The sequence below is a fragment of the Bradyrhizobium sp. CCGUVB4N genome (assembly GCF_024199945.1).
GTDB lineage: Bacteria > Pseudomonadota > Alphaproteobacteria > Rhizobiales > Xanthobacteraceae > Bradyrhizobium.
This window is the reverse complement of sequence record NZ_JANADP010000001.1, coordinates 5,027,744-5,048,030: the sequence shown is the minus strand read 5'-3', so window position 1 is coordinate 5,048,030 and position 20,287 is coordinate 5,027,744. Positions and strand designations below refer to the sequence as shown.

The 20,287-nt window shown below is 65.1% G+C and carries 18 protein-coding genes; 11 read left to right on the top strand and 7 right to left on the bottom strand.

Going from position 1 to position 20,287, the window contains the following annotated elements; genetic code table 11:
- The first annotated feature begins 30 nt into the window (after window positions 1-30).
- The 5 genes from NLM31_RS23140 (at window position 31) to NLM31_RS23125 (ending at window position 5,367) form a co-directional block, all read left to right on the top strand.
- The gene (locus tag NLM31_RS23140) at window positions 31-321 is read left to right on the top strand and encodes a succinate dehydrogenase assembly factor 2 (protein WP_254193774.1); all 291 of its coding nucleotides are present in this window, start codon (window positions 31-33) and stop codon (window positions 319-321) included.
- On the top strand, window positions 318-3,836 hold the full coding sequence (gene mfd / locus NLM31_RS23135; protein WP_254193773.1) for a transcription-repair coupling factor: 3,519 nt from the start codon (window positions 318-320) through the stop codon (window positions 3,834-3,836). Before NLM31_RS23140 ends, mfd begins: the two co-directional genes overlap by 4 nt.
- A gap of 346 nt (window positions 3,837-4,182) precedes the next feature.
- Window positions 4,183-4,314, top strand: coding sequence for a hypothetical protein (locus NLM31_RS43090; protein ID WP_256561598.1), 132 nt, complete (start codon window positions 4,183-4,185; stop codon window positions 4,312-4,314).
- A gap of 98 nt (window positions 4,315-4,412) precedes the next feature.
- Window positions 4,413-4,748: a hypothetical protein gene (locus tag NLM31_RS23130; protein WP_254193772.1), complete on the top strand. Its 336-nt coding sequence runs from the start codon at window positions 4,413-4,415 to the stop codon at window positions 4,746-4,748.
- Window positions 4,741-5,367, top strand: a complete 627-nt coding sequence (locus NLM31_RS23125) for a TerC family protein (RefSeq protein ID WP_254193771.1) — start codon at window positions 4,741-4,743, stop codon at window positions 5,365-5,367. Before NLM31_RS23130 ends, NLM31_RS23125 begins: the two co-directional genes overlap by 8 nt.
- 39 nt (window positions 5,368-5,406) lie before the next feature.
- Here the strand turns inward: NLM31_RS23125 and NLM31_RS23120 are convergent, their stop codons facing one another.
- The 3 genes from NLM31_RS23120 to NLM31_RS23110 all read right to left on the bottom strand — a co-directional run bounded on the left by NLM31_RS23120 (window position 5,407) and on the right by NLM31_RS23110 (window position 10,069).
- A complete protein-coding gene (locus NLM31_RS23120; protein ID WP_254193770.1) occupies window positions 5,407-6,630 on the bottom strand; it encodes a GGDEF domain-containing protein in 1,224 nt (407 codons plus the stop codon).
- A gap of 84 nt (window positions 6,631-6,714) precedes the next feature.
- Complete coding sequence (locus NLM31_RS23115) at window positions 6,715-8,217, bottom strand: class I adenylate-forming enzyme family protein (protein ID WP_254131544.1); 1,503 nt, start codon at window positions 8,215-8,217, stop codon at window positions 6,715-6,717.
- Between the two features lie 4 nt (window positions 8,218-8,221).
- Window positions 8,222-10,069 carry an extracellular solute-binding protein gene (locus NLM31_RS23110; protein ID WP_254193769.1) on the bottom strand — a complete coding sequence of 616 codons (1,848 nt, stop codon included), beginning with the start codon at window positions 10,067-10,069 and terminating at the stop codon, window positions 8,222-8,224.
- A 260-nt stretch (window positions 10,070-10,329) separates the two neighbouring features.
- Here NLM31_RS23110 and NLM31_RS23105 point away from each other — a divergent pair, with 260 nt between their 5' ends.
- On the top strand, window positions 10,330-11,166 hold the full coding sequence (locus NLM31_RS23105) for an invasion associated locus B family protein (protein ID WP_254131542.1): 837 nt from the start codon (window positions 10,330-10,332) through the stop codon (window positions 11,164-11,166).
- Window positions 11,167-11,243: 77 nt separating this feature from the next.
- Here NLM31_RS23105 and hspQ read toward each other — a convergent pair whose 3' ends face one another.
- Complete coding sequence (hspQ, locus tag NLM31_RS23100) at window positions 11,244-11,576, bottom strand: heat shock protein HspQ (RefSeq protein ID WP_018317973.1); 333 nt, start codon at window positions 11,574-11,576, stop codon at window positions 11,244-11,246.
- A gap of 106 nt (window positions 11,577-11,682) precedes the next feature.
- On the opposite strand from hspQ, the gene NLM31_RS23095 reads away from it, so the two are divergent.
- Entirely contained in the window at window positions 11,683-12,636 is a 954-nt protein-coding gene (locus NLM31_RS23095) for an AEC family transporter (protein ID WP_254193768.1), read from the top strand.
- Window positions 12,637-12,639: 3 nt separating this feature from the next.
- On the opposite strand, the gene NLM31_RS23090 is transcribed toward NLM31_RS23095, so the two are convergent.
- Complete coding sequence (locus tag NLM31_RS23090) at window positions 12,640-13,824, bottom strand: UbiH/UbiF family hydroxylase (protein ID WP_254193767.1); 1,185 nt, start codon at window positions 13,822-13,824, stop codon at window positions 12,640-12,642.
- Between the two features lie 128 nt (window positions 13,825-13,952).
- Between NLM31_RS23090 and pcsA the strand changes: the two genes are divergently transcribed.
- The 3 genes from pcsA (at window position 13,953) to NLM31_RS23075 (ending at window position 16,471) form a co-directional block, all read left to right on the top strand.
- Complete coding sequence (gene pcsA, locus NLM31_RS23085) at window positions 13,953-14,690, top strand: phosphatidylcholine synthase (protein WP_254131539.1); 738 nt, start codon at window positions 13,953-13,955, stop codon at window positions 14,688-14,690.
- A complete protein-coding gene (locus NLM31_RS23080; RefSeq protein WP_254131538.1) occupies window positions 14,687-15,421 on the top strand; it encodes a TerC family protein in 735 nt (244 codons plus the stop codon). The genes pcsA and NLM31_RS23080 overlap by 4 nt, the downstream gene beginning before the upstream one ends.
- Before the next feature lie 75 nt (window positions 15,422-15,496).
- Window positions 15,497-16,471, top strand: coding sequence for a quinone oxidoreductase (locus tag NLM31_RS23075; protein ID WP_254131537.1), 975 nt, complete (start codon window positions 15,497-15,499; stop codon window positions 16,469-16,471).
- A gap of 121 nt (window positions 16,472-16,592) precedes the next feature.
- On the opposite strand, the gene NLM31_RS23070 is transcribed toward NLM31_RS23075, so the two are convergent.
- Entirely contained in the window at window positions 16,593-17,789 is a 1,197-nt protein-coding gene (locus NLM31_RS23070) for an acetylornithine transaminase (RefSeq protein ID WP_254131536.1), read from the bottom strand.
- A gap of 256 nt (window positions 17,790-18,045) precedes the next feature.
- Window positions 18,046-19,191 carry a tetratricopeptide repeat protein gene (locus NLM31_RS23065; RefSeq protein ID WP_254131535.1) on the bottom strand — a complete coding sequence of 382 codons (1,146 nt, stop codon included), beginning with the start codon at window positions 19,189-19,191 and terminating at the stop codon, window positions 18,046-18,048.
- A 123-nt stretch (window positions 19,192-19,314) separates the two neighbouring features.
- Here NLM31_RS23065 and NLM31_RS23060 point away from each other — a divergent pair, with 123 nt between their 5' ends.
- Window positions 19,315-20,256, top strand: coding sequence for a hypothetical protein (locus NLM31_RS23060; protein WP_254131534.1), 942 nt, complete (start codon window positions 19,315-19,317; stop codon window positions 20,254-20,256).
- Window positions 20,257-20,287 lie beyond the last annotated feature (31 nt).

Sequence of the window (20,287 nt, the reverse complement as noted above, 5' to 3'; positions counted from 1 at the left end):
GGGCTTTCGGCGTTTGACTGGATTTGAGACATGACGGGAACGACACGATCGAGCAACGGGCTGGACGACCGCCGCAAGCGGTTGCTGTTCCGCTGCTGGCACCGCGGCACGCGCGAGATGGACCTGATCCTCGGCCGCTTCGCGGATGCCGAGATCGCCAATCTCTCCGACGCCGAGCTGACCGAGCTGGAGATCCTGCTCGAGGTCAACGATCCCGACCTCTACGCCGCCATCACCGGTGACAAGGTGCTGCCAGCTGATGTCACCGGCGCCCTGTATGCCCGGATCAAGGCCTATCCGATCGCGGACCGCGACGTATGAAACCGGGAATGAAATCTCCGGCCGAGCTGCTGACGCCCGGCCGCGCGGTGACGCTTGCCAATGTCGCCGAAGGCGCCGAGGGCCTCGTCGTCTCCGATCTTGCGCGCGCGCTGGCGGCACGGCCGAAGAAGCCGCCTGTCAGCCTCGCCGTGGTCTGCCGCGACGGCGCCCGCATGCAGCAGCTCGAGCGCGCGCTGCAATTCTTCGCGCCCGATCTGCCGGTGCTGACCTTCCCGGCCTGGGACTGCCAGCCCTATGACCGTGTCTCGCCGCATGGCGGCATTCTGGCGCAACGTCTGACCACGCTGGCACGGCTCGCCGCGCTCACCGGCAGCGACAAGCCGCTGATCGTGCTGACCACGGTGAACGCTGTCGTGCAGCGCGTGCCCGCGCGCGAGCTGGTCGCGGCGCAGGCGCTGTCGGTTGCGCCCGGCAATGTCGTGCCGATGGATACCATCGTCGCCTGGCTGGAGCATAACGGCTACAATCGTTCCTCGACCGTGCGCGAGCCCGGCGAATACGCCGTGCGTGGCGGTATCCTCGACCTGTTTCCGGCGGGCCTCGAGCAGCCGGTGCGCTTTGACTTCTTCGGCGACAGCCTGGAATCGATCCGGACCTTCGACGCCGAGACCCAGCGCACGCTGCTCGACATGCGCGCGCTCGACCTGGTGCCGATCTCGGAATTCCAGCTCGTCACCGACACCATCCGCCGCTTCCGCATGGGCTATGTCGCCGAGTTCGGCGCACCCGAGCGCGACGATGCGCTGTACGAGGCGGTCAGCGAAGGCCGTCGCCATCCCGGCATGGAGCACTGGCTGCCGCTGTTCCAGGACCGGATGGACACGCTGTTCGACTATCTGCAAGGGGCAGCCGTCGCGATCGAGCCGCAGGCCGAGGACGCCGTCCGCGAGCGCTTCAAGCAGATCCAGGACTATTACGAGGCCCGCCGCGATGCGATGGAGCATCCGGGCGGCGGCGCCATCTACAAGCCGCTGCCGCCCGACCGGCTCTATCTGACCGAGAGCGAGTGGGGCAAGCGGATCGGCGACATCCCGCTGGCGCGGCTGACGGCATTTTCGGTGCCGACGGATGGCACGAGTGTCGTCGATGCCGGCGCCCGCAAGGGCCGCGATTTTGCGCCCGAGCGCAACGACAGCACGGTCAACGTATTCGAGTCCGTCGTCGCCCATGTCATGGGCCTGCAGGCGAACCGCAAGAAAGTCGTGATCGCACTCTGGAGCGAAGGCTCGCGCGACCGCATGACCTCGATGCTGCGCGACCACAAGCTGACCCACACCACCAGCGTCAACGCCTGGCGGACGGTGCAGGCGACCCCGCGCAACGAGACCATGCTCGCCGTGCTCGGCCTGGAGAGCGGTTTCGAGACCGACGAGATCGCTCTCATCAGCGAGCAGGACATTCTGGGCGACCGCCTGGTGCGTCCGCGCAAGGCGAGCCGCAAGCTCGACAATTTCATCTCGGAGGTGACGAGCCTCACCGCGGGCGACATCGTCGTCCACGTCGATCACGGTATCGGCCGCTTCATCGGCCTGCAGACGCTGGACGTCGCCGGCGCGCCGCATGACTGTCTCGAGCTGCACTATGCCGCCGAGACAAAGCTGTTCCTGCCGGTCGAGAACATCGAGCTGCTGTCGCGCTACGGCTCCGACCAGACCACGGTCGAGCTCGACCGTCTCGGCGGCTCCGGCTGGCAGACCCGCAAGGCGAAGCTGAAGAACCGCATCCGCGAGATCGCGGGTGAGCTGATCAAGATCGCGGCTGCGCGCCATTTGCATGAGGCACCCAAGATGCCGGTGCAGCAGGGCGTCTATGACGAGTTCTGCGCGCGCTTCCCGTATGACGAGACCGAGGACCAGTTAGGAGCCATCGAATCCACCCTTAAGGACCTCGAGCTCGGCCGTCCCATGGATCGTCTGATCTGCGGCGACGTCGGCTTCGGCAAGACCGAGGTGGCGCTGCGTGCGGCCTTTGCCGTTGCGCTCGAAGGCAAGCAGGTCGCGGTCGTGGTGCCGACCACGCTGCTCGCGCGCCAGCACGCCAAGACCTTCACCGAGCGCTTCAAGGGCTTTCCGGTGAACGTGGCGCAGGCCTCGCGCCTGGTCGCGACCAAGGAGCTGAACCTGGTCAAGAAGGGCATTGCCGACGGTTCGGTCGATATCGTCGTCGGCACCCACGCGCTGCTCGGCAAGGCGATCAAGTTCCGCGATCTCGGCCTCGTCATCGTCGACGAGGAGCAGCACTTCGGCGTCACCCACAAGGAAAGGCTGAAGGCACTGCGTTCCGAGGTGCACGTGCTGACGCTGTCGGCGACGCCGATCCCGCGCACGCTGCAACTGGCGCTGACCGGTGTCCGCGAGCTCTCGATCATTGCCTCGCCCCCGGTCGACCGTCTCGCGGTGCGCACTTTCGTTGCCCCGCACGATCCGCTGATGATCCGCGAGGCGCTGCTGCGTGAGCGCTATCGCGGCGGCCAGGCGTTCTACGTGGTGCCGCGCATCGACGACCTCGCCGAGGTCAAGGACTTCCTCGACAAGAACGTGCCGGAGATGAAGGTCGCGGTCGCGCACGGCCAGATGCCGCCTGCCGTGATCGAGGACATCATGACCGCGTTCTACGACGGCAAGTTCGACATCCTGCTGTCGACCACGATCGTCGAATCCGGTCTCGACATTCCCAACGCCAACACGCTGATCGTGCACCGCGCCGACATGTTCGGTCTCGCCCAGCTCTACCAGCTCCGCGGCCGCGTCGGCCGTTCCAAGCTGCGGGCCTACGCGCTGTTTACATTGCCGTCGCAGCAGAAGATCACGACACAGGCTGAGCGCCGGCTCACCGTGCTGCAATCGCTGGAGACGCTGGGCGCCGGCTTCCAGCTCGCCTCGCACGACCTCGATATCAGAGGCGCCGGCAATCTGCTCGGCGAGGAGCAGTCAGGCCACATCAAGGAAGTCGGCTTCGAACTCTACCAGTCGATGCTGGAGGAGGCGATCGTCAACCTCAAGGCCGGCGTTTCCGAGCCCGCCGCCGACCGCTGGTCGCCGACCATCACCATCGGCATGCCCGTGCTCATTCCGGAGGATTATGTCGGCGATCTCTCGGTGCGGCTGTCGCTCTACCGGCGCCTCGCCGATCTCGACAGCGAGGAGGAGATCGACAACTTTGGCGCCGAGATGCGCGACCGCTTCGGCGTGCTGCCGGACGAGGTGCGCTATCTCTTCAAGGTTGCCGCCATCAAGGCGTTCTGCCGCCAGGCCAATGTCGGCAAGATTGATGCCGGCCCGAAGGGCGCCGTCATCACCTTCCGCGACAATTCCTTCGCCTATCCCGACCGCCTGGTGTCGTTCATCCGCAGCTATGGTCAGGCCGCCAAGGTCCGGCCCGACATGAAGGTGGTGTTCCTGCAGGATTGGGAGACGCCGGAAGAACGTCTCGCCGGCACCACGGAGATCATGCGGCAGCTGGCGCAGCTTGCGCAGAAAAAGAAGGCGGCGTAGGCGAGGTGCCGTAGGGTGGGCAAAGGCGCTCTTGCGCCGTGCCCACGATTTTTCCTCGACGATAGGTGTGGTGGGCACGCTTCCGCCTTCGCTCTCTGAGCTACGGCGGACAAGCCGCTTTGCCCACCCTACGGGTCCAGGTCGTGGCTACGAGGCCGCCCTTGATGCGTCGGCGGACAGACGCGGAGCAAGAAGGCGGCTTAATTCGATTGCGGTGCATAGTCATGTTGCCGCGCGGTCAAAACCCGCGCGTCGATAGGTAGCATTGCGTTTTTGGTAGCAAAGGCACGTCCTTCAGAGAGTGGATTTGATCGATCGCGGGTGGGCTCTCGATAGGGGCCAGCGCATGCTCGAGCTTTGGAACAAATGGTACGAGACCCTGGTCTCGGTCGAGGCGCTTGCCACCGTCGTCGTGATTGCCGTGGTGGCTGCTGGTGTTATTTCGCTGGTGGAAAGTAGGCGCCCGACAAAACATTGATCGAGGGAGGCGTCGGCAAACCGGCCATCCGGACCAGACATGGTTCGGTCAATGAGCGGCGCCGGCACGGTTGGGACGCCCCTCTGCAAGAGGACAAAATGATTGCTCCTCATGCAAGCTGGACAAACAGGAATGCTCCCTGGCGGGATTCCTTCGGCATGCTCGCGCTATTGAGCATGCTGATCGCGGCACCCGCATTGTTGATGATCCACTTGCTGGAGTCCGAACTCGTCCTGCCTGCGCTCAGCATTCTGCTTTTCTCAGGCGCAATGATCGCCGCTCTTTTAGCCCGAACGGATTCGGAAAATGTAACGCTGGAAAATGTAACGCTATGGGATATTGCTGGTGCATTCACCATGATGGGTTGCGCCGCAGCGATTTTCAGCGAACCGGATCAAGTGGCACTGTTTTTCGAGCCGCTGACCCGTGATTGAATTTCCCATCACAGATGTCCTGAACGTTCTTTTGCAGGTCGTTCTGATCGACCTCGTGCTCGCTGGCGATAACGCCATCGTCATCGGTCTTGCCGCCGCCGGACTTCCTCAGACGCAACGGGCCAAGGCGATCCTGATCGGCATCGTCGTCGCGACGATTCTGCGCGTGCTGTTCGCCGTGTTAGCCACGCAAATCCTCCAGATCGTCGGCCTCCTGCTCGCCGGCGGAATCCTGTTGTTGTGGGTGTGTTGGAAAATGTGGCGAGAGTTGCGCGCCTCCTCGACAGGGCCCGCAGGTGCGAGGGAGGCCGGAGCAAGCGCAGGAAGCCAGCCCCGCAAAACACTCGTCCAAGCGAGTTGGCAGATTATCGTGGCCGACGTTTCCATGTCGCTCGATAATGTCCTGGCTGTTGCAGGGGCGGCACGCGAGCATCCCGTGGTCATGATTTTCGGCTTGGGGCTTTCCATTGCGATGATGGGCGTGGCCGCTTCTTTCATAGCGCGCCTGCTGCACGATCAACGATGGATTGCCTACGTCGGCCTGGCCGTGATTCTGTACGTGGCAGTCGACATGATCTTTCGCGGAACGCTGGATATCATGAGGGTTGCGTCGACATGACATGCGGCCGCGTCGTGTCTTGCGTCTGCGCCGGCCTACCTACGACGCCGCCCTTGACGCGTCCGCCGATAGCCGTCCGAGCAACGACCTTGCCGTATCCGACGGCGACAGCGAATCCACGCTGACGACGGGATCACTGCGCATCTCGTGCTTGCCGTTGGACGTGTGCTTCATCACCGCCGACAGTCGTCGGGCGATCATGTGCGCGGTGCGGAAGTCGGTCTCGGCGAACACCACGATCACCGAGCCGTCCTTCTGCGCGGCGCCAAAATCCATCTGCCGCATCAGGCGGCTGAGGATGCGTGCGGCATCGAGCTGCGCGCGGGGATTGCCGGGATCGAAGGCGAAACGCGCCACCGACAGGCCGCCGCCGCGGGCAAGCGTCTGCTCGACCGCCTTGGCAAAATCGCGCGCGAAGGCTTCGACCGTCAACAGGCCGCTGCGCGGGTCGAGCCAGCCGCCGGCGTCGATCGAGCGCAGCGTGCGGCTCAGTTGCGCTTCCATCGCGTGCTGGCGGATCAGCGGCAGCGCATTGGCCGCGACCTTCGCAGGTTCGCCCGCGATCAGCTCGAGATTGGGCAGGTCGTAGCTCTGGGTGAGCTGATGCGCGGTGACGACCACCGGGAGGTTGCGGAAGCGCGTGTCCTCCGCAAGCACCGTGAGGAAGGCATCGGTGACGCGCGGGGTGAAACCGTCGGAGAGCACGACGCCGTCGATGTCGCGGGTGTTGAGATGTTTTGCGGCGGCCTCGATCGAGAGCGCGCCGACCACGCCGGTGCGCTCGCCGAGTGCGACGGAGAGCGCCGGGTAGGCGGCACCGCGGCCGATCAGCAGCACGATGGCATCGCGCACCGGATCGGCCTCCGGCACGGCGACCTTCGCCTCCGGCAGCCGGCGCAGCACGGTGGCGTGCAGCGTGCGGACGCGGATCGCGGCGCGCAGGCGCGCGATCAGGCGTTCGGCAGCATTGCCGCGGGTGGCGAAGGGCAAGGCGTTGTGGGGCAGCGGGGTCTGCGCATCCAGCGCGACCAATGGAAGATAAAGCGGCTGGTCAGCGATCTTCTTGGCGAAGAGCGCGATATGGGGCTCGTGGCCGGCTGACATGGCGGCGAGGACTGCGGCCGGCTGAACCTCGCTGACGGCGCGCGCCGCGCTCGCCCAGTCGCTGTCGACGATGGGAAACAGACGGGCCTCGTCCAGCGCCGCGATGAAGGCGGGGCGCTCGGCATTGGACACAAACAGGATCGGGCCCGCCTGGGACATGGGATACTCTGATCACACAATCGATGCAGCGCAATCTAGTCCGGCGGCCTTAATGCAGCGTCAATGTTCCAGCCAAAACTGTGCTCAAACCGGCCCGGAGCGGTCGCGAAAAGCCTCGACCATCAGGGGGTTAAGGCCGAGTTCGCTCAGCGCCTCGCGGGCGCGGGTATTGTCCTGGGCCCGGCCGGCCAGCCGATGGCCCGAGAGGCGGTCGGGCAGGGCCGTCAGCAACGCGCCCTGGCCGAGCCGGCGTGCCCATTCCTGGAGGTCGTTGGAGAGGAAGCGATAGCCGCCGACCGCCATGATGCCGGAGGGCGGCGCGGTGATGCAGATTGCGCCACTGGCGCGGTCGATCCGCGCGGCATAGCCGGTGTCGACGTAGTCGCGAGGCGGCTGCGCCGTCAGGGTCTCGCCGACCGGCTGCGGCGGAGCGTAGGCCGCGATCGGCACCATCGGGCCGCGCAGGCCGAGCGTGCCCTTCGGGGTCAGCAGGATATCGCCCGCGATCGAGGAGCCGGACTGCTCGCGCGGAGCGCCATGCGGTCCCGGCATCACCGTCACCGGCACGCCGTCCTCGCCACGCCGGGCGCCGAACAGCCCGGCCTCGCCGAACAGATAGACGTCCGTGAGCGGCGCATGCGGCGCGATCCAGGCTTCGCTTGCGGCCACCTGCTCCGGCGCGCGCCAGAGCCCGATGACATTGCGCAAGGTCGGCATCCGCGCCGCGAGATTCGAATCGCCAAGCCGCAGTGCGAGCTGGGCCGGCGCGATCAACACGTCGCATGCGTGCTCATTGATCTGCTGCTCCAGCACCTCGCTCTCGAACGGATGATGCAGCGCCAGCGTGCCGCCGCAGAGCAGCCACACCGCGAGCGAGGAGGCGAGGCCCGCGAATGACATCGGCGTGAACGCCGACATTACGGTCGCGCCCTGCTGGATGTCGGCTTCCAGCGACATCGCAAGCCCGCCCGCGATCAGGCTGAAATGCGGCCGCGGCACCGGGCGGAATCCTTCGGCCGTGACGTCGAAGGAGATCATAGCCGCCTTGCGGCCGTCCTGGATCACCGCGCGCGTGGTGCCGGGCGGGCGCGTGAGCACCTCGTCGAGCGAGGCCATGCCTTCGGGCAGATCGGCGCCGAAGCCGAAGACGTGGCGAATCGAGAAGGCTTCGGCGGCCGCATGCATCGCAAGGTCGGAATAGCTGACGCCGTCGACCTTGCTCATGGTGACGATGGCGCGCGCCGCGGTGCGGTTGAGCGCGGCCGCCAGCTCTGCCTGCCGCCACAGCAGCGGCAGCACGGCGACCACGAGGCCGGCGCGATGGGCGGCGAGCACCGTCAGCACGAACTCGACCGTGGAAGGCAACTGGATGGCGATCACCGAATTGGCCGGCAGGCCCGATTCGACGAAATGCGCCGACAGCGCCTCGATGGCCGTGTCGGCTTCGGCATAGGTCAGCCGCCGCGGCTGGTGCCCGGTGATGCGGGATTTGTTGAGCGGATCGAGCAGGGCGGGCGCGTGCGGCTGTCGCATCAGCGTCCGCTGGAACAGCGTGTCGAGCGTCGGCGATACGGCTGGCTGGTTCACGGCGTCACTTCGCTGGACTGGCTTGAGGCTCACCCTTCGACCACCAGGTCTCCGGCAGATAGCCGGACAACGCCGTGGTCGATGGTCGTTCTATCCGATTCCAGCGCGCGATCCATTGTTCGGATACGTTAAACAGGGGGATTGTGTAGAAGCCCGCGATCAAGGCGCGGTCGAGTGCCCGGACCGCCGCGGCAAAAGCCGTATGATCACGGGCCTCCAAAAGGGCTTTGATCATCGCGTCGATGGCGGGATCCCTGGCGCCCATGTAGTTGCGGGTGCCCGGATTGTCGGCGGCAGCACTGCCCCAATAGAAATACTGCTCGTTGCCGGGCGACAGCGACTGGTCCCAGCGGTTCTGGATCATGTCGAACTCATAGGCCAGCCGGCGCTGGTCGAACTGCACGGGATCGACCGAGCGCACGCTCGGCGCGATGCCGGCGCGTTTGAGGTCGCGCTGGAAGGCGAGCGCGATGCGCTCCTGGTCGCGGGTCGTCACCAGCATCTCGAAGGTGAAGGGGGCCTTGGTCGCGCGGTTGCGCAGCACGGTGCCGTCGAGATCGTAACCGGCGTCGGACAGGAGTTTTAGCGCAGCGCGCAGCGTCGTCCGGTCGCGCCCCGAGCCGTCGGTGACGGGAAGGCGGTAGCTGCCGTCCATGATGTCCGGCGGGATCTGCGCGGCAAACGGCTTCAGCAATTCGCGTTCGCGTGCATCCGCAGGGCGGCCATAGGCCGAGAGGTCGGATCCCGCGAAATAGCCGGCGACCCGCGAATACAGCGAGAAGAAATAGTTGCGATTGACCAGCTCGAAATCGAACAGCAGCGTCAGCGCCTGGCGCACGCGGATGTCGGCGAAGATCGGACGGCGGGTGTTGAACACCAGGAATTCAGACGGCTGCGGCACGCCGGGTTTGATGGTGTCGCGGATCACGTCGCCGTTCCTGGCGGCCGGAAAATCGTAGCCGTCGTGCCACCGCAACGGCTCGTGCTCGACGCGAAAATCATAGAGGCCGCGCTTGAAGGCTTCGAACTGGCCGTTGGCTTCGCGAAAATAGTCGAGCCGGATCTCGTCGAAATTGAACAGCCCGCGATTGATCGGGAGATCGCGGCCCCAATAATCGGGATTGCGCGAGAGCGTCACGCTGGCGCCGGGCTTGACCGCCGTGACGCGATACGGGCCCGAGGCAATCGGCCCGGTCAGCGTCGTCTCCTCGAAGGTCGCGACATCGACGGCGTGCTTCGGCAGGATCGGCATCAGGCCGAGGATCAGCGGCAGCTCGCGATCGTTGGCGCCGGCGAGGTCGAAGCGGACGGTGAGGGGATCGGGCGCCTCGGCCTTGGCGACCTTGGCGTAATATTGCCGGAGGTTGGGACGGCCGTGGTCGCGCAGCAGCTGCCAGGAGAACAGCACGTCCTCGGCAGTGACCTGCTTGCCGTCGGAGAAGCGCGCGCGGGGATCGATGCGGAACGTGACGTAGCTGCGCTCGTCATCGGTCTCGACGGTCTTGGCGAGCAGGCCATAGAGCGTGAACGGCTCGTCCTGGCCGCGCGAGAGCAGGCTTTCGACCACGTAGGCGCGGATCGGCTGCACGGCCAGTCCCTTCACGATGAAGGGGTTGAGGCTGTCGAAGGTGCCGAGGATGCCCCAGGTCAGCCGGCCGCCCTTGGTGGCATCGGGGTTGGCATAGGGCATGTGGGTGAAATCGGCCGGCAACGCCGGCTTGCCGTGCATGGCGATCGCATGGGCCTCCTCGGCTCGCGCGCCGCCGAACGCCGACAGCCCGATGGCGAGGGCCAAAGCGATGCTGCAGAATCGGACGCTGGGGCCCTCGAGCAGGCGCTGGAACATGAACATTCGGACACGTTGATTCGAGGGCCGTCAGGAGCTGAATCCTATCACAGGGATTTCACTGAGCGCCTGCCCGGAAGTGGGCAAAGACGCTTGTCGGCATTGATCTTTCCGTCGACCGCGTTAAGAAGGCACGCAATCGCGCACGAGCGCCGAGCCCGTCACTTATCTGCCTCAATTGACGGGGAGAGAGCCGCGCCCAAGGCGGCTTGGTTCGGCGTTTCGGAGCGGTTCGGGCACTTCCCGTTCAGAAAGGGTTTTCTGCAATGAATTTCCGTTATTTGGCCGCGTCCGTCCGGCCGCGCGGGCGAGTTCTCGCCCTGTTGACGGCGACGGCGTTGGTCGTCCCGTTTGCTGCCGAGGCGCAGACCCCCGCGCCGGCCCCAGGTGCGCCCGCCGCGCCGAAGGCAACCCCGAAAGCCGCTCCCAAGGCTGCCCCCAAGGCGCCAGCTGCGGCTCCCGCGCCGGCTCCGCAGGCCCAGCAGGCCCCGGCCCAGCAGGGCGCTCCGGCGGCGCAGGGCGCTCAGCCCGCGGATCAGCAGATCCAGCTGATCTACGCCCCCTGGACCAAGTTCTGCCTGAAGGGCCAGGACGCCAACGCCAAGCAGGTCTGCTTCACCGGCAAGGACGGCCGCATCGAATCGGGCCAGCCTGTCATCGCGGCCGTGATCATCGAGCCGGAAGGCGAGCCCAAGAAGATCCTGCGCGTGACGCTGCCGCTCGGCATGCAGCTCGTGCACGGCACCCGTGTCATCGTCGACAACAATCCGCCGCTGCAGAGCCCGTATGTGATCTGCTTCCAGAACGGCTGTATGTCGGATTACGAGGCGACGCCCGAGCTTCTCGCCAACATGAAGAAGGGCCAGAACCTCGTGGTGCAGGCGATCAACGCCAACGGTGCGCCGCTGACCCTGCCGCTGCCGCTCACCGGCGAATTCCAGAAGGCCTATGACGGTCCGCCGACCGATCCGAAGGTGTTCGAGGAAACCCAGAAGAAGCTCCAGGAAGAGCTTCAGAAGAAGGCTGACGAGCAGCGCAAGAAGCTCGAGCAGAACGGCGGCGCGCCTGGTGCACCCAGTGCAGCTCCGGCGGGTCAGAAGTAATCGGGACCAAATCCCGGACATGAAAAAGGCGCTCGGTTCGAGCGCCTTTTTTGCTGGCCGCTTGTCGGCGGAGAAATTCAGTTCAGTGAAGGATTGCGCGGGCGGTAGCCGCCATCCTTGTTCTTGATGAAGATCTCGGCGACCTGGGAATGTCGGATCGGTTCGCCGGATTCGTCGGGCAGGAGGTTCTGCTCGGACACGTAGGCGACGTACTCGGACTCCGCGTTCTCCGCGAGCAAATGATAGAACGGCTGATCCTTGTGAGGCCGCACCTCTTCAGGGATCGACAGCCACCACTCCTCGGTGTTGTTGAACTCCGGATCGATGTCGAAAATCACCCCCCGGAACGAGAAGATCCGGTGGCGAACGACCTGTCCGATCTGGAATTTGGCGGTCCGCGCTTTAATCATTCCCCGTCGATAGACCAGGATTGTGGCCGATGCTAGTGCCCTGATCTGGAATTAGCCCGCGGTTGCGGGGGAGATAACCCCCAGGTCTTCAGAAGTCACTTCATCAATGGTCGATATCCTCAATCTGGCGCTACCTTATTTCGGCTTGATCTTCGTCGGTTTCGCCTGCGGCAAGGCCAAGTCGCTGCCGGAATCGGGCCTCGCTTGGATGAACTTCTTCCTGCTCTACGTGTCGCTGCCGGCGCTGCTGTTCGCGATCATGTCGAAGACGCCATTTTCCGAATTGAACAATCCGCCGTTCCTGGTTGCGACCACGCTGTCGACGGTTACCGCGTTCACGCTGGCGCTGGTCGTCGGCAAGGTGCTCGGTGGCCTGACACTGCGTGAGGCGACACTGGCGGGTCTCTCCGGCGGCTACGGCAATATCGGCTACATGGGGCCGGGATTGGCGCTGGCCGTGCTCGGGCCGAGGGCGTCGGCGCCGACTGCACTGATCTTCTGCTGCGACAGCATCTTCCTGTTCACGATCGTGCCGCTGCTGATCGAGCTGTCGGACCGCGATCATCCCTCGATCGTGCATGCCTTCGGTGTCGTGCTGAAACAGATCGTCCTCAACCCGTTGATCATGTCGGCCTGCTTTGGCGCAGCGGTCGCCGCGCTCCATATCGAGCTGCCGGTGGCGCTCGACCGCACCATCATCTTCCTCCAGAACGCCGCTGCGCCGACTGCGTTGTTCGTGCTTGGTGTGACCGTGGCGCTGCGGCCGTTCGACCGCGTGCCCTGGGAAGTGCCGGGCGTCATCGCCGTCAAGCTCCTGATCCATCCGCTCGCGGCGTTTGGCCTGATGCTGGCGTTCGGTCCGTTCGCGCAGCCCTGGGCCGCGACTGCGATCCTGATGGCCTCGCTGCCCCCGGCGCTGAATGTGTTCGTGATTGCCCGCCAGAACGATGCCTGGATCGAATCCGCCTCCGTCGCCGTGCTGCTCGGGACGTTCGCATCCGTGGTCACGCTGACCACCGTGATGTGGTTGCTGCAGACCGGCCGGCTGGTGTTTCCGTGAACGCTACTTCCGCCAGGTCGGTGTCAGCCCTTCGCGCATGGCAAAGCGCCGGAGCGGGCCGATGGCGCCGAGCAAGTGCATGCCGACAGCGCGGACCGGCTGGAGTGGCAGGAAATCGTTGAGCAGCGAGCGATTGGCGATGTCGATCGCAAAGGTCCGGCTCAGAATGTCCGGACGCCGCGCCCGGTCGTAGCGCTTGAGCACGTCGGCAGCGCCAGGATCCTGGCCGGCGGCGATGGCGTCGCCAGCGAGCCTCGCAATGTCGGCGGCATCCCGCAGTCCGAGATTGAGGCCCTGGGCACCGATCGGGGGAACCACATGGGCGGCTTCACCGACCAGCGCGATGCGGTCGCGCGCAAAGGATTGCGGTCGTTCGATCGCCAGCGGGAACAGGTTGCGGCCGGGCTCGACCGTCATCCGGCCGAGGATGGAATGCGACTGTTTCTCGATCGCCGCGGAGAGCTCTTCGTCGCTCAGGGAGCGAAGCCGTTCGGCCTCCGCAGGCGCCGAGACCCAGACGATGCTGCAGCGGTTGCCGGGCAGGGGCACGAACACGCAGGGGCCGTGCGGGGTGTGGAACTCGGTCGAGACGTTGCGATGCGGCCGGGCATGGCTGACGTTGAAGGTCAGCGCCGTCTGCGTCAGGTCGCGCCGCGTCACCGCAATCCCGGCGGCCTCCCGGCACAGCGAGTGCCGGCCGTCGGCGCCGACCACGAGCCGTGCGGACAGGAATTGTCCGGACGCCGTGCGGATTGCGACGTCATCGGCTTCGATGACGACGTTCTCTGCCTCGTCGTCGAAACGGACGAGGTTGGGCAGCTCGCCCGCGCGCGCCTCCAGCGTCAGCATCAGCGAGCGGTTGTCGATGTTGTAGCCGAACGCCTCGAGCGCGATCTCATGACAGGAGAACCGGACCTCGGGGCTGCGGAACAGCCGCCCGGTGTCGTCGACGAGGCGCATGACCTCGAGGCCGGCCGCCTTGTCTTTGCAGCGGGACCAGACGTCGAGGCTTTCCAGGAGGTCGACGGAGGCACCCAGCAGCGCGGTGGTGCGGTTGTCGGCATAGGGCAGGCGCCGCGCCACCAGCGCGGTCCGCGCACCGGCCTGCGCCAGTGCAATTCCTGCCGCAAGGCCGGCCGGTCCGCCGCCGATAATGGCCGCGTCAAAGAGCGTGGATGCGTCTGTCATGGAACGACATTTGACACGCCCCGCGACAAATTCAAGCCCACCTATTTTGCCTGCTTTTATGACGAATTGCGCGACCCAATGCCGCGACGGCGGATGTGCAAATCGGTCCCGTTCTGGTAGCAGAAGCCATGGAAACTCAGATCGACAGCCAAGAGGATTCCCTCAAGCCGACGCCCGCGATCCGGGCCGCGGCGTTTTCGGTGCACATCTTCACCGCCTTCGGCGCGGCGATCGCGCTATTGGCAATGCTGGAGGCGGTGCGCGAGCACTGGGCGGCGATGTTCGGCTGGCTCGGCGTCGCCCTGATCATCGACGCGATCGACGGGCCGATCGCGCGCCGGCTCGACGTCAAGAACGTGCAGCCGAACTGGTCAGGCGACGTGCTCGACCTCGTGGTCGACTTCGTCACCTACGTCTTCGTGCCGGCCTATGCGATCGTGGCGAGCGGCCTGTTGCTGCCGGTGGCGGCGCCCTTGCTCGGCATCGCCATCATCGTCACCAGCGCATTATACTTCGCCGATCTGCGCATGAAGGCCGATGACAATCATTTCCGCGGCTTTCCGGCGCTGTGGAATGCGGCGGCGTTCTATCTGTTCCTGCTGCACTGGCCGCCGCTGTCGTCGACGCTGCTGGTCGCGGCGCTGGTGGTGCTGACCTTCGTGCCGTTCCACGTCCTGCATCCGGTTCGTGTGGTGCGGCTGCGCTGGCTGACGATGTCGCTGATTGCGGTCTGGTCGCTGCTCGGGCTCTACGCGCTGGAGATGGATTTTCGCGTCGGCACCGGCGTGACGGTTGCGCTCTGCGCGATCGCGCTCTGGATCGCGTTCAGCGATGCGCTGATCCGCCTCGCAAGGTCCTTCGCATGATGCATTTGCTGACCAGCCCGGAGGCCTGGGCCGCGCTGCTGACCTTGACCTCGCTCGAGATCGTGCTCGGCATCGACAACGTCATCTTCCTGTCGGTGATCGTCTCGCGCATCCCCGAGCCGCAGGCCCATCGCGCCCGCCAGATCGGGCTGGCGCTGGCGCTGGTGTTCCGCATCATTTTGCTCAGCGTGCTGGTCTGGCTGATCGGCCTGACCGCGCCGGTGTTGTCGTTCTCCGGCTATGACTTCTCCTGGCGCGACCTGATCCTGATCGGCGGCGGCCTGTTCCTGATCGCGAAGGCGACGCACGAGATCCACGCCGAGGTCGAGGCCGATGACGGCGAGGGGAAGAAGCAATCCGGCGGCAGCGCCTTCTTCTGGGTGATCGTCCAGATCATCGTCATCGACATCGTGTTCTCGCTGGACTCGATCATCACCGCGATCGGCATGGCGCAGGACCTCGAGATCATGATCGCCGCCGTCGTGATCGCGTGCCTGGTCATGTACATTTCGTCGGGACCGGTGGCGCGATTCGTCGCGGAGCATCCGACCACGAAAATGCTGGCGCTGGCGTTCCTTGTGCTGATCGGCGTCGCGCTGGTCGCGGATGGATTCAAATTCCACATTCCGCGCGGCTACATCTATTTCGCAATTGCGTTCTCGGCGGCGGTCGAGTTCTTCAATGTGCTGGCGAAGCGTAACCGCAGGAGGGCCAGCAAGCCGTCCGTCTAGCCGCTCCAATTTGGGTCGAGTTGACAAGGCAGGCGCTATGTCTTTCGCTGGCCTTGGAGAAGAGGAGGTCAGGTGATGACCAAAGCCGTCCGTGTGCACAAGGTCGGAGGCCCCGAAGCACTGGTCTATGAGAGCGTCGACGTTCCGGCGCCCGGACCCGGCGAGGTGCGCATCCGCCAGCATGCGGTCGGGCTGAACTTCATCGACGTCTATTACCGTACCGGCCTCTACAAGGCGCCGGGGCTGCCCTTCATTGCCGGCAACGAGGCTTCGGGCGAGGTCCTGGCCGTCGGGCCCGGCGTGACGAATTTCCATCCCGGCGACCGCGTCGCCTACTACCACAACCTCGGCGCGTATACGAGCGAGCGCAACATCTCCTGGGAGAAGCTGGTCAAGCTGCCCGACCACATCACCCACGAGCAGGGCGCCGTGCTGATGCTCAAGGGGCTGACCGTCTGGTATCTCCTGCACAAGACCTTCAAGGTCGAACCGCATCATCGCGTGCTGATCCATGCCGCTGCCGGCGGGATCGGTCTCTTGGCCTGCCAATGGGCGAGGGCGCTGGGGGCCCATGTCATCGGCACCGTCGGGTCGCGCGAGAAGGCCGAACTTGCCGAGGCCAATGGCTGCGACCACGTCGTCCTCTACAACGAGGAGGACTTCGTCGCGCGCGTCAAACAGATCAGCCGCAACGAGGGCTGCGACGTCGTCTATGACGGCGTCGGCAAAGCGACCTTCCCCGGCTCGCTGTCGTGCCTGAAGCCGCGCGGCATGTTCGTTTCGTTCGGCAATGCCTCAGGTCCCGTGCCGCCGTTCTCGATCGCCGAGCTGAACAATCACGGCTCGCTGTTTGCCACCCGGCCGAAGCTCAACGACTACATCGGCACGCGCAAGGAATTGCTGGAAGGCGCCGACACGCTGTTTTCCGCCGTCATCAACGGCAAGCTTCACGTGCCGATCAATCACGCCTATGCGCTGAAGGATGCGGCGAAGGCGCACATCGATCTCGAGAGCCGCAAGACGACCGGGGCGTCGATTTTGAAGCCGTAACTCGCCGTCACGGTCGAGATCTCGTAGGGTGGGCAAAGGCGCGCAGCGCCGTGCCCACGATCTCTTCACAATAGAGAAAACGTGGGCACGCTTCGCTTTGCCCACCCTACGGCACCTTCACTTACGCCACGCATCTCGCCGCGCCGGCCTTCGTCAAGATCCCATCGAGGCAATCGATCATCTCGGCGATCTCGGCCTTCGCGACGTTGAGCGCCGGCATGAAGCGCAGCGCGTCGAGCTGCGGGGCGTTGAGGAGCACGCCGGCTTCGAACGCCTGCGCGACGATGCCGGGCGCGATCGGCAGCTTGAGGTCGAGCGCGAGCAGCAGCCCGCGTCCCCGCACGCCGCCGAGGCCATGCCGGGCCGAGACTTTTTGCAGCTCGCTTTCGAGCAGCAGGCCGGTTTCGCCCACCTGCTTCAGGAACGCCGGCTTGCTGACTTCGTCGAGGACCGCAAGGCCGGCCGCGCACATCACCGGATTGCCGTTGAACGTGCCGCCCTGGTCGCCGTGCTCGAAGCAGGAGGCGCGTTCGGTCGCAAGCAGCGCTGCGAGCGGCACGCCGCCGCCGATGCCCTTGCCGAGCGTCATGATATCGGGCGCGATGCCGGTGTGCTCATAGTGGAAGAGCTTTCCGGTCCGGCCCATGCCGGTCTGGATCTCGTCGAAAATCAGCAGCAGCCCGTGCGCCTCCGTGAGTGCACGCAGCTCCCGCAGGAACGCATCGGTCGCCGGCCACACACCGGATTCGCCCTGGATCGGCTCGAGCATCACCGCAACGGTGTTGCTGCCGATCAGCTTCTCGACCGAGGCAATGTCGTTGAGTTTTGCCTTCTTGAAGCCGGCGACCTTCGGCTCGAACAGCGGCTCGAACGCTTTCTTGCCCGAGGCCGACATCGTCGCCAGCGTTCTCCCGTGGAAGCTGCCCTCGAACGTGATGATCTCGAACGCGCCGCTCTTGTGCAGGCTGCCATATTTTCGCGCGAGCTTGATCGCGCCCTCATTGGCCTCTGCACCCGAATTGGCGAAGAACACCTGGTCGAACGCACTGTTCTCGACCAGCGCCTGCGCCAGCTTGAGGCTCGGCTCGTTGTAGAAGGCCGGGCTCGGCGTGAGCAAGCGCTTGGCCTGCGACGCCAGCGCATCCGCAACCGCCGGCGGAGAGTGGCCGAGGCAGTTCACGGCCCAGCCCTGCACGAAATCGAGGTAGCGCTTGCGGCTGTCGTCCCAGAGGTATGAGCCGGCGCCACGGACGAACACGGCCTTGGGCCGTGCGGTGATGTCCATCAGCGCGTCATACGGATGGGTGGCGGTGGTCATGTCGAACTCCTCTGGAGATAGCCAAGATCTTTTGGGGGGCGGGTGAAAAAGGGACGCGAAAAACAAGAAGGCCGCACTTTGCGGGTGCGGCCTTCTCGAAAACTGTGCTGAATTTACTGGTTCAGCGGCGTCGTCGGACATGGCGCAACCCATCATCGTCGCGGGAGCGACGACGCATGGCTTGGCGCAGATGGGTCCGGGAATTGATCATGGGGCGGGTCCGTACAGCCGAACGGCAGGGCTTGTCAAGCTCGACCTACTGAACGCCGTAGGGTGCGAACGTATCGGCGATGCCGGCATTGATCGCCTTCGCCGCCGCGATGTCGCGGGCTGCGCCGTCGGCATCCCCCTTTTTGCGCTTCGCCAGCCCGCGGCCATAGAGCGAGCTGTCGAGCCCCGGCTTCGCACTCAGCACCGCGTCGTAATCGGCGATCGCCGCGTCGAGATTGCCGAGCTTGAGGAAGGTGAGGGCGCGGCTGTCCAGCGTGTAGGGATCGTTCGGGCGCATCTTGAGCGCTTGATCGCAATCGGCGAGCGCCTCCTGCAACTGCCCGAGGATCGCGTGCGTCATGCAGCGTGCGTTGAACACACCGGAATATCCTGGATTGGCCTTGATCGAGCGATCATAGTCCTCCAGCGCCCGCGCATAGTCGTGGTCGTCGAAATACATGTCGGCGCGCGCATAGGCGTCGCGGTCGTTGTTCGGATTGAGTGCGATCGACTTGCCGAAATCGGCCAGCGCGCGCGGGCGGTCGCCCTTGTCGCGGAAGATGCGCGCGCGATTGCCGTAAGCCGGGCCGTAATTGGGGTCGAGCTTGATCGACATGTCGAGATCGGCGAGCGCGCGTTCGGCCTCGTGGTGTTCGCGCAAGGTGCTGCCGCGATTGAAATAGGCCAGCGCAAATTTCGGGTTGAGCTTGATGGCCCGGTCGTAGTCCGCCATTGCGCGCTCGTAGTCGTTCTTGGCGATGCGAGAGTTTCCGCGGTTGTTGTAGTAGCGCGCATCGTCGGGCTCGAGCTGGATCGCGCGCGTGTAATTGGCGATGGCGTGATCGCGGTCGCCCAGATCGTCATAGGCGATGCCGCGATTGTACCAGGCGAGGACGTCGTTCGGATCGAGATCGAGGGCGCGGTTGAGATCGGCGACGGCGCGCTCCGAATCACCCTTGCGCCGATAGGTTTCGCCGCGATTGGCAAGCGCGGCCGCATTCGACGGGTTGGACTTCAGCACGACGGTGCATCCGTCCATGCGCTGGTCGTCGCTGACCTTGTCGTCCTTGGCGAAGCACCATTGGCGCGCCTGTGAAGCCGAGAGGGATTGCGCCGCCGCCGGGAACGTGAGCAAAGTCAATGCTGCGGCGATCGTGCACAGGCAGGTCCAGATCTTGTGATTGTGTTTCATTTTTGCCGCGCAGAAACCAACAAGCCTCTAGCGCGTTTGTGATCTCGGAACGCGAATTGGTTCGAACCTGACGCAAATCGGGACAGACCAACGGGTACGGGACCAACCAGATAGTTTTCAGCCTTGTCCGACACGCCTTATCCGATCGACCTCGACAGCATTCGCGGCGCCTTTCCGCCGGGCATCGAGGCGCCGCCTTTGCTGCTGGATTTTGCCGGCTGGCTGAACGGGCGCGCCTGGGGCAGCGTCGGCTGCTTCTCCCTGCAAGGCCAGTTCTCCGATCAGGCCCCGATCTTCGACGGCAGCCCCTTGCGCGACCGCTTCGCGCTGTTCATGCGCCTGCCTGACGGCTCGGCCGTCGGTGGCTGGTACGGCGCCGGTCTCGACCGCGACGATCCCCCGATCGTAGGGCTGGGCTCGGAGGGCGATTACGAGTTGCTCGCACCGTCCCTCGATGCGTTGCTGACGAAACTGACCTCGCAGCAATTCGACAAGGCTTGGCACGACCTGCGGCCGCATGACGAAGTCGAGCCGCAGACCGTCGAGCTCGCGCAATGGCTCGCCCGGCGTCCGCCTGGCGAGCCGGTGCCGTGCGAGGACGTCACCTCGGAGCTGCCCGACTTCCGCGGCTTCGTCGAGAAGTGGAGCCGCGACCGCGAAGAATACTGGGCCAATCACCGCCTGATGGCCGAGCTCGGCTGGCGGCTCGCCGCACATCTGCCCAAGGGCAAGAACGCCTGGGACAAGACCCATTTCGAGGTCGCGATCGTCGGCAAGCAATACGAGGCGCGCGTCCTGTCGCGCGGACCGCAGCCGTTCGAGGAGGCCGCCTCAATCGAATCCCTGCTGCGCGACCTGCGCGAGGAGATGCGTCGCGCCCAGCCTGAGCTCGGGCTCTGGTATGCGATGAAATTCGGCCTCTATGCCGACGGCCGCGTCATGCCCAATTTCGAATACGATGGGCGCCCGATGATCGATGGCGAGCCGGCGAAACTGTCCGAGGCTCAGGCCGATCTCACCCGTGCCCCGCGTCCGGAGCGCTGGGTGCCGAAATGGCTGGCTTAACTGCATCCACATTGTCATTGCGAGCGTAGCG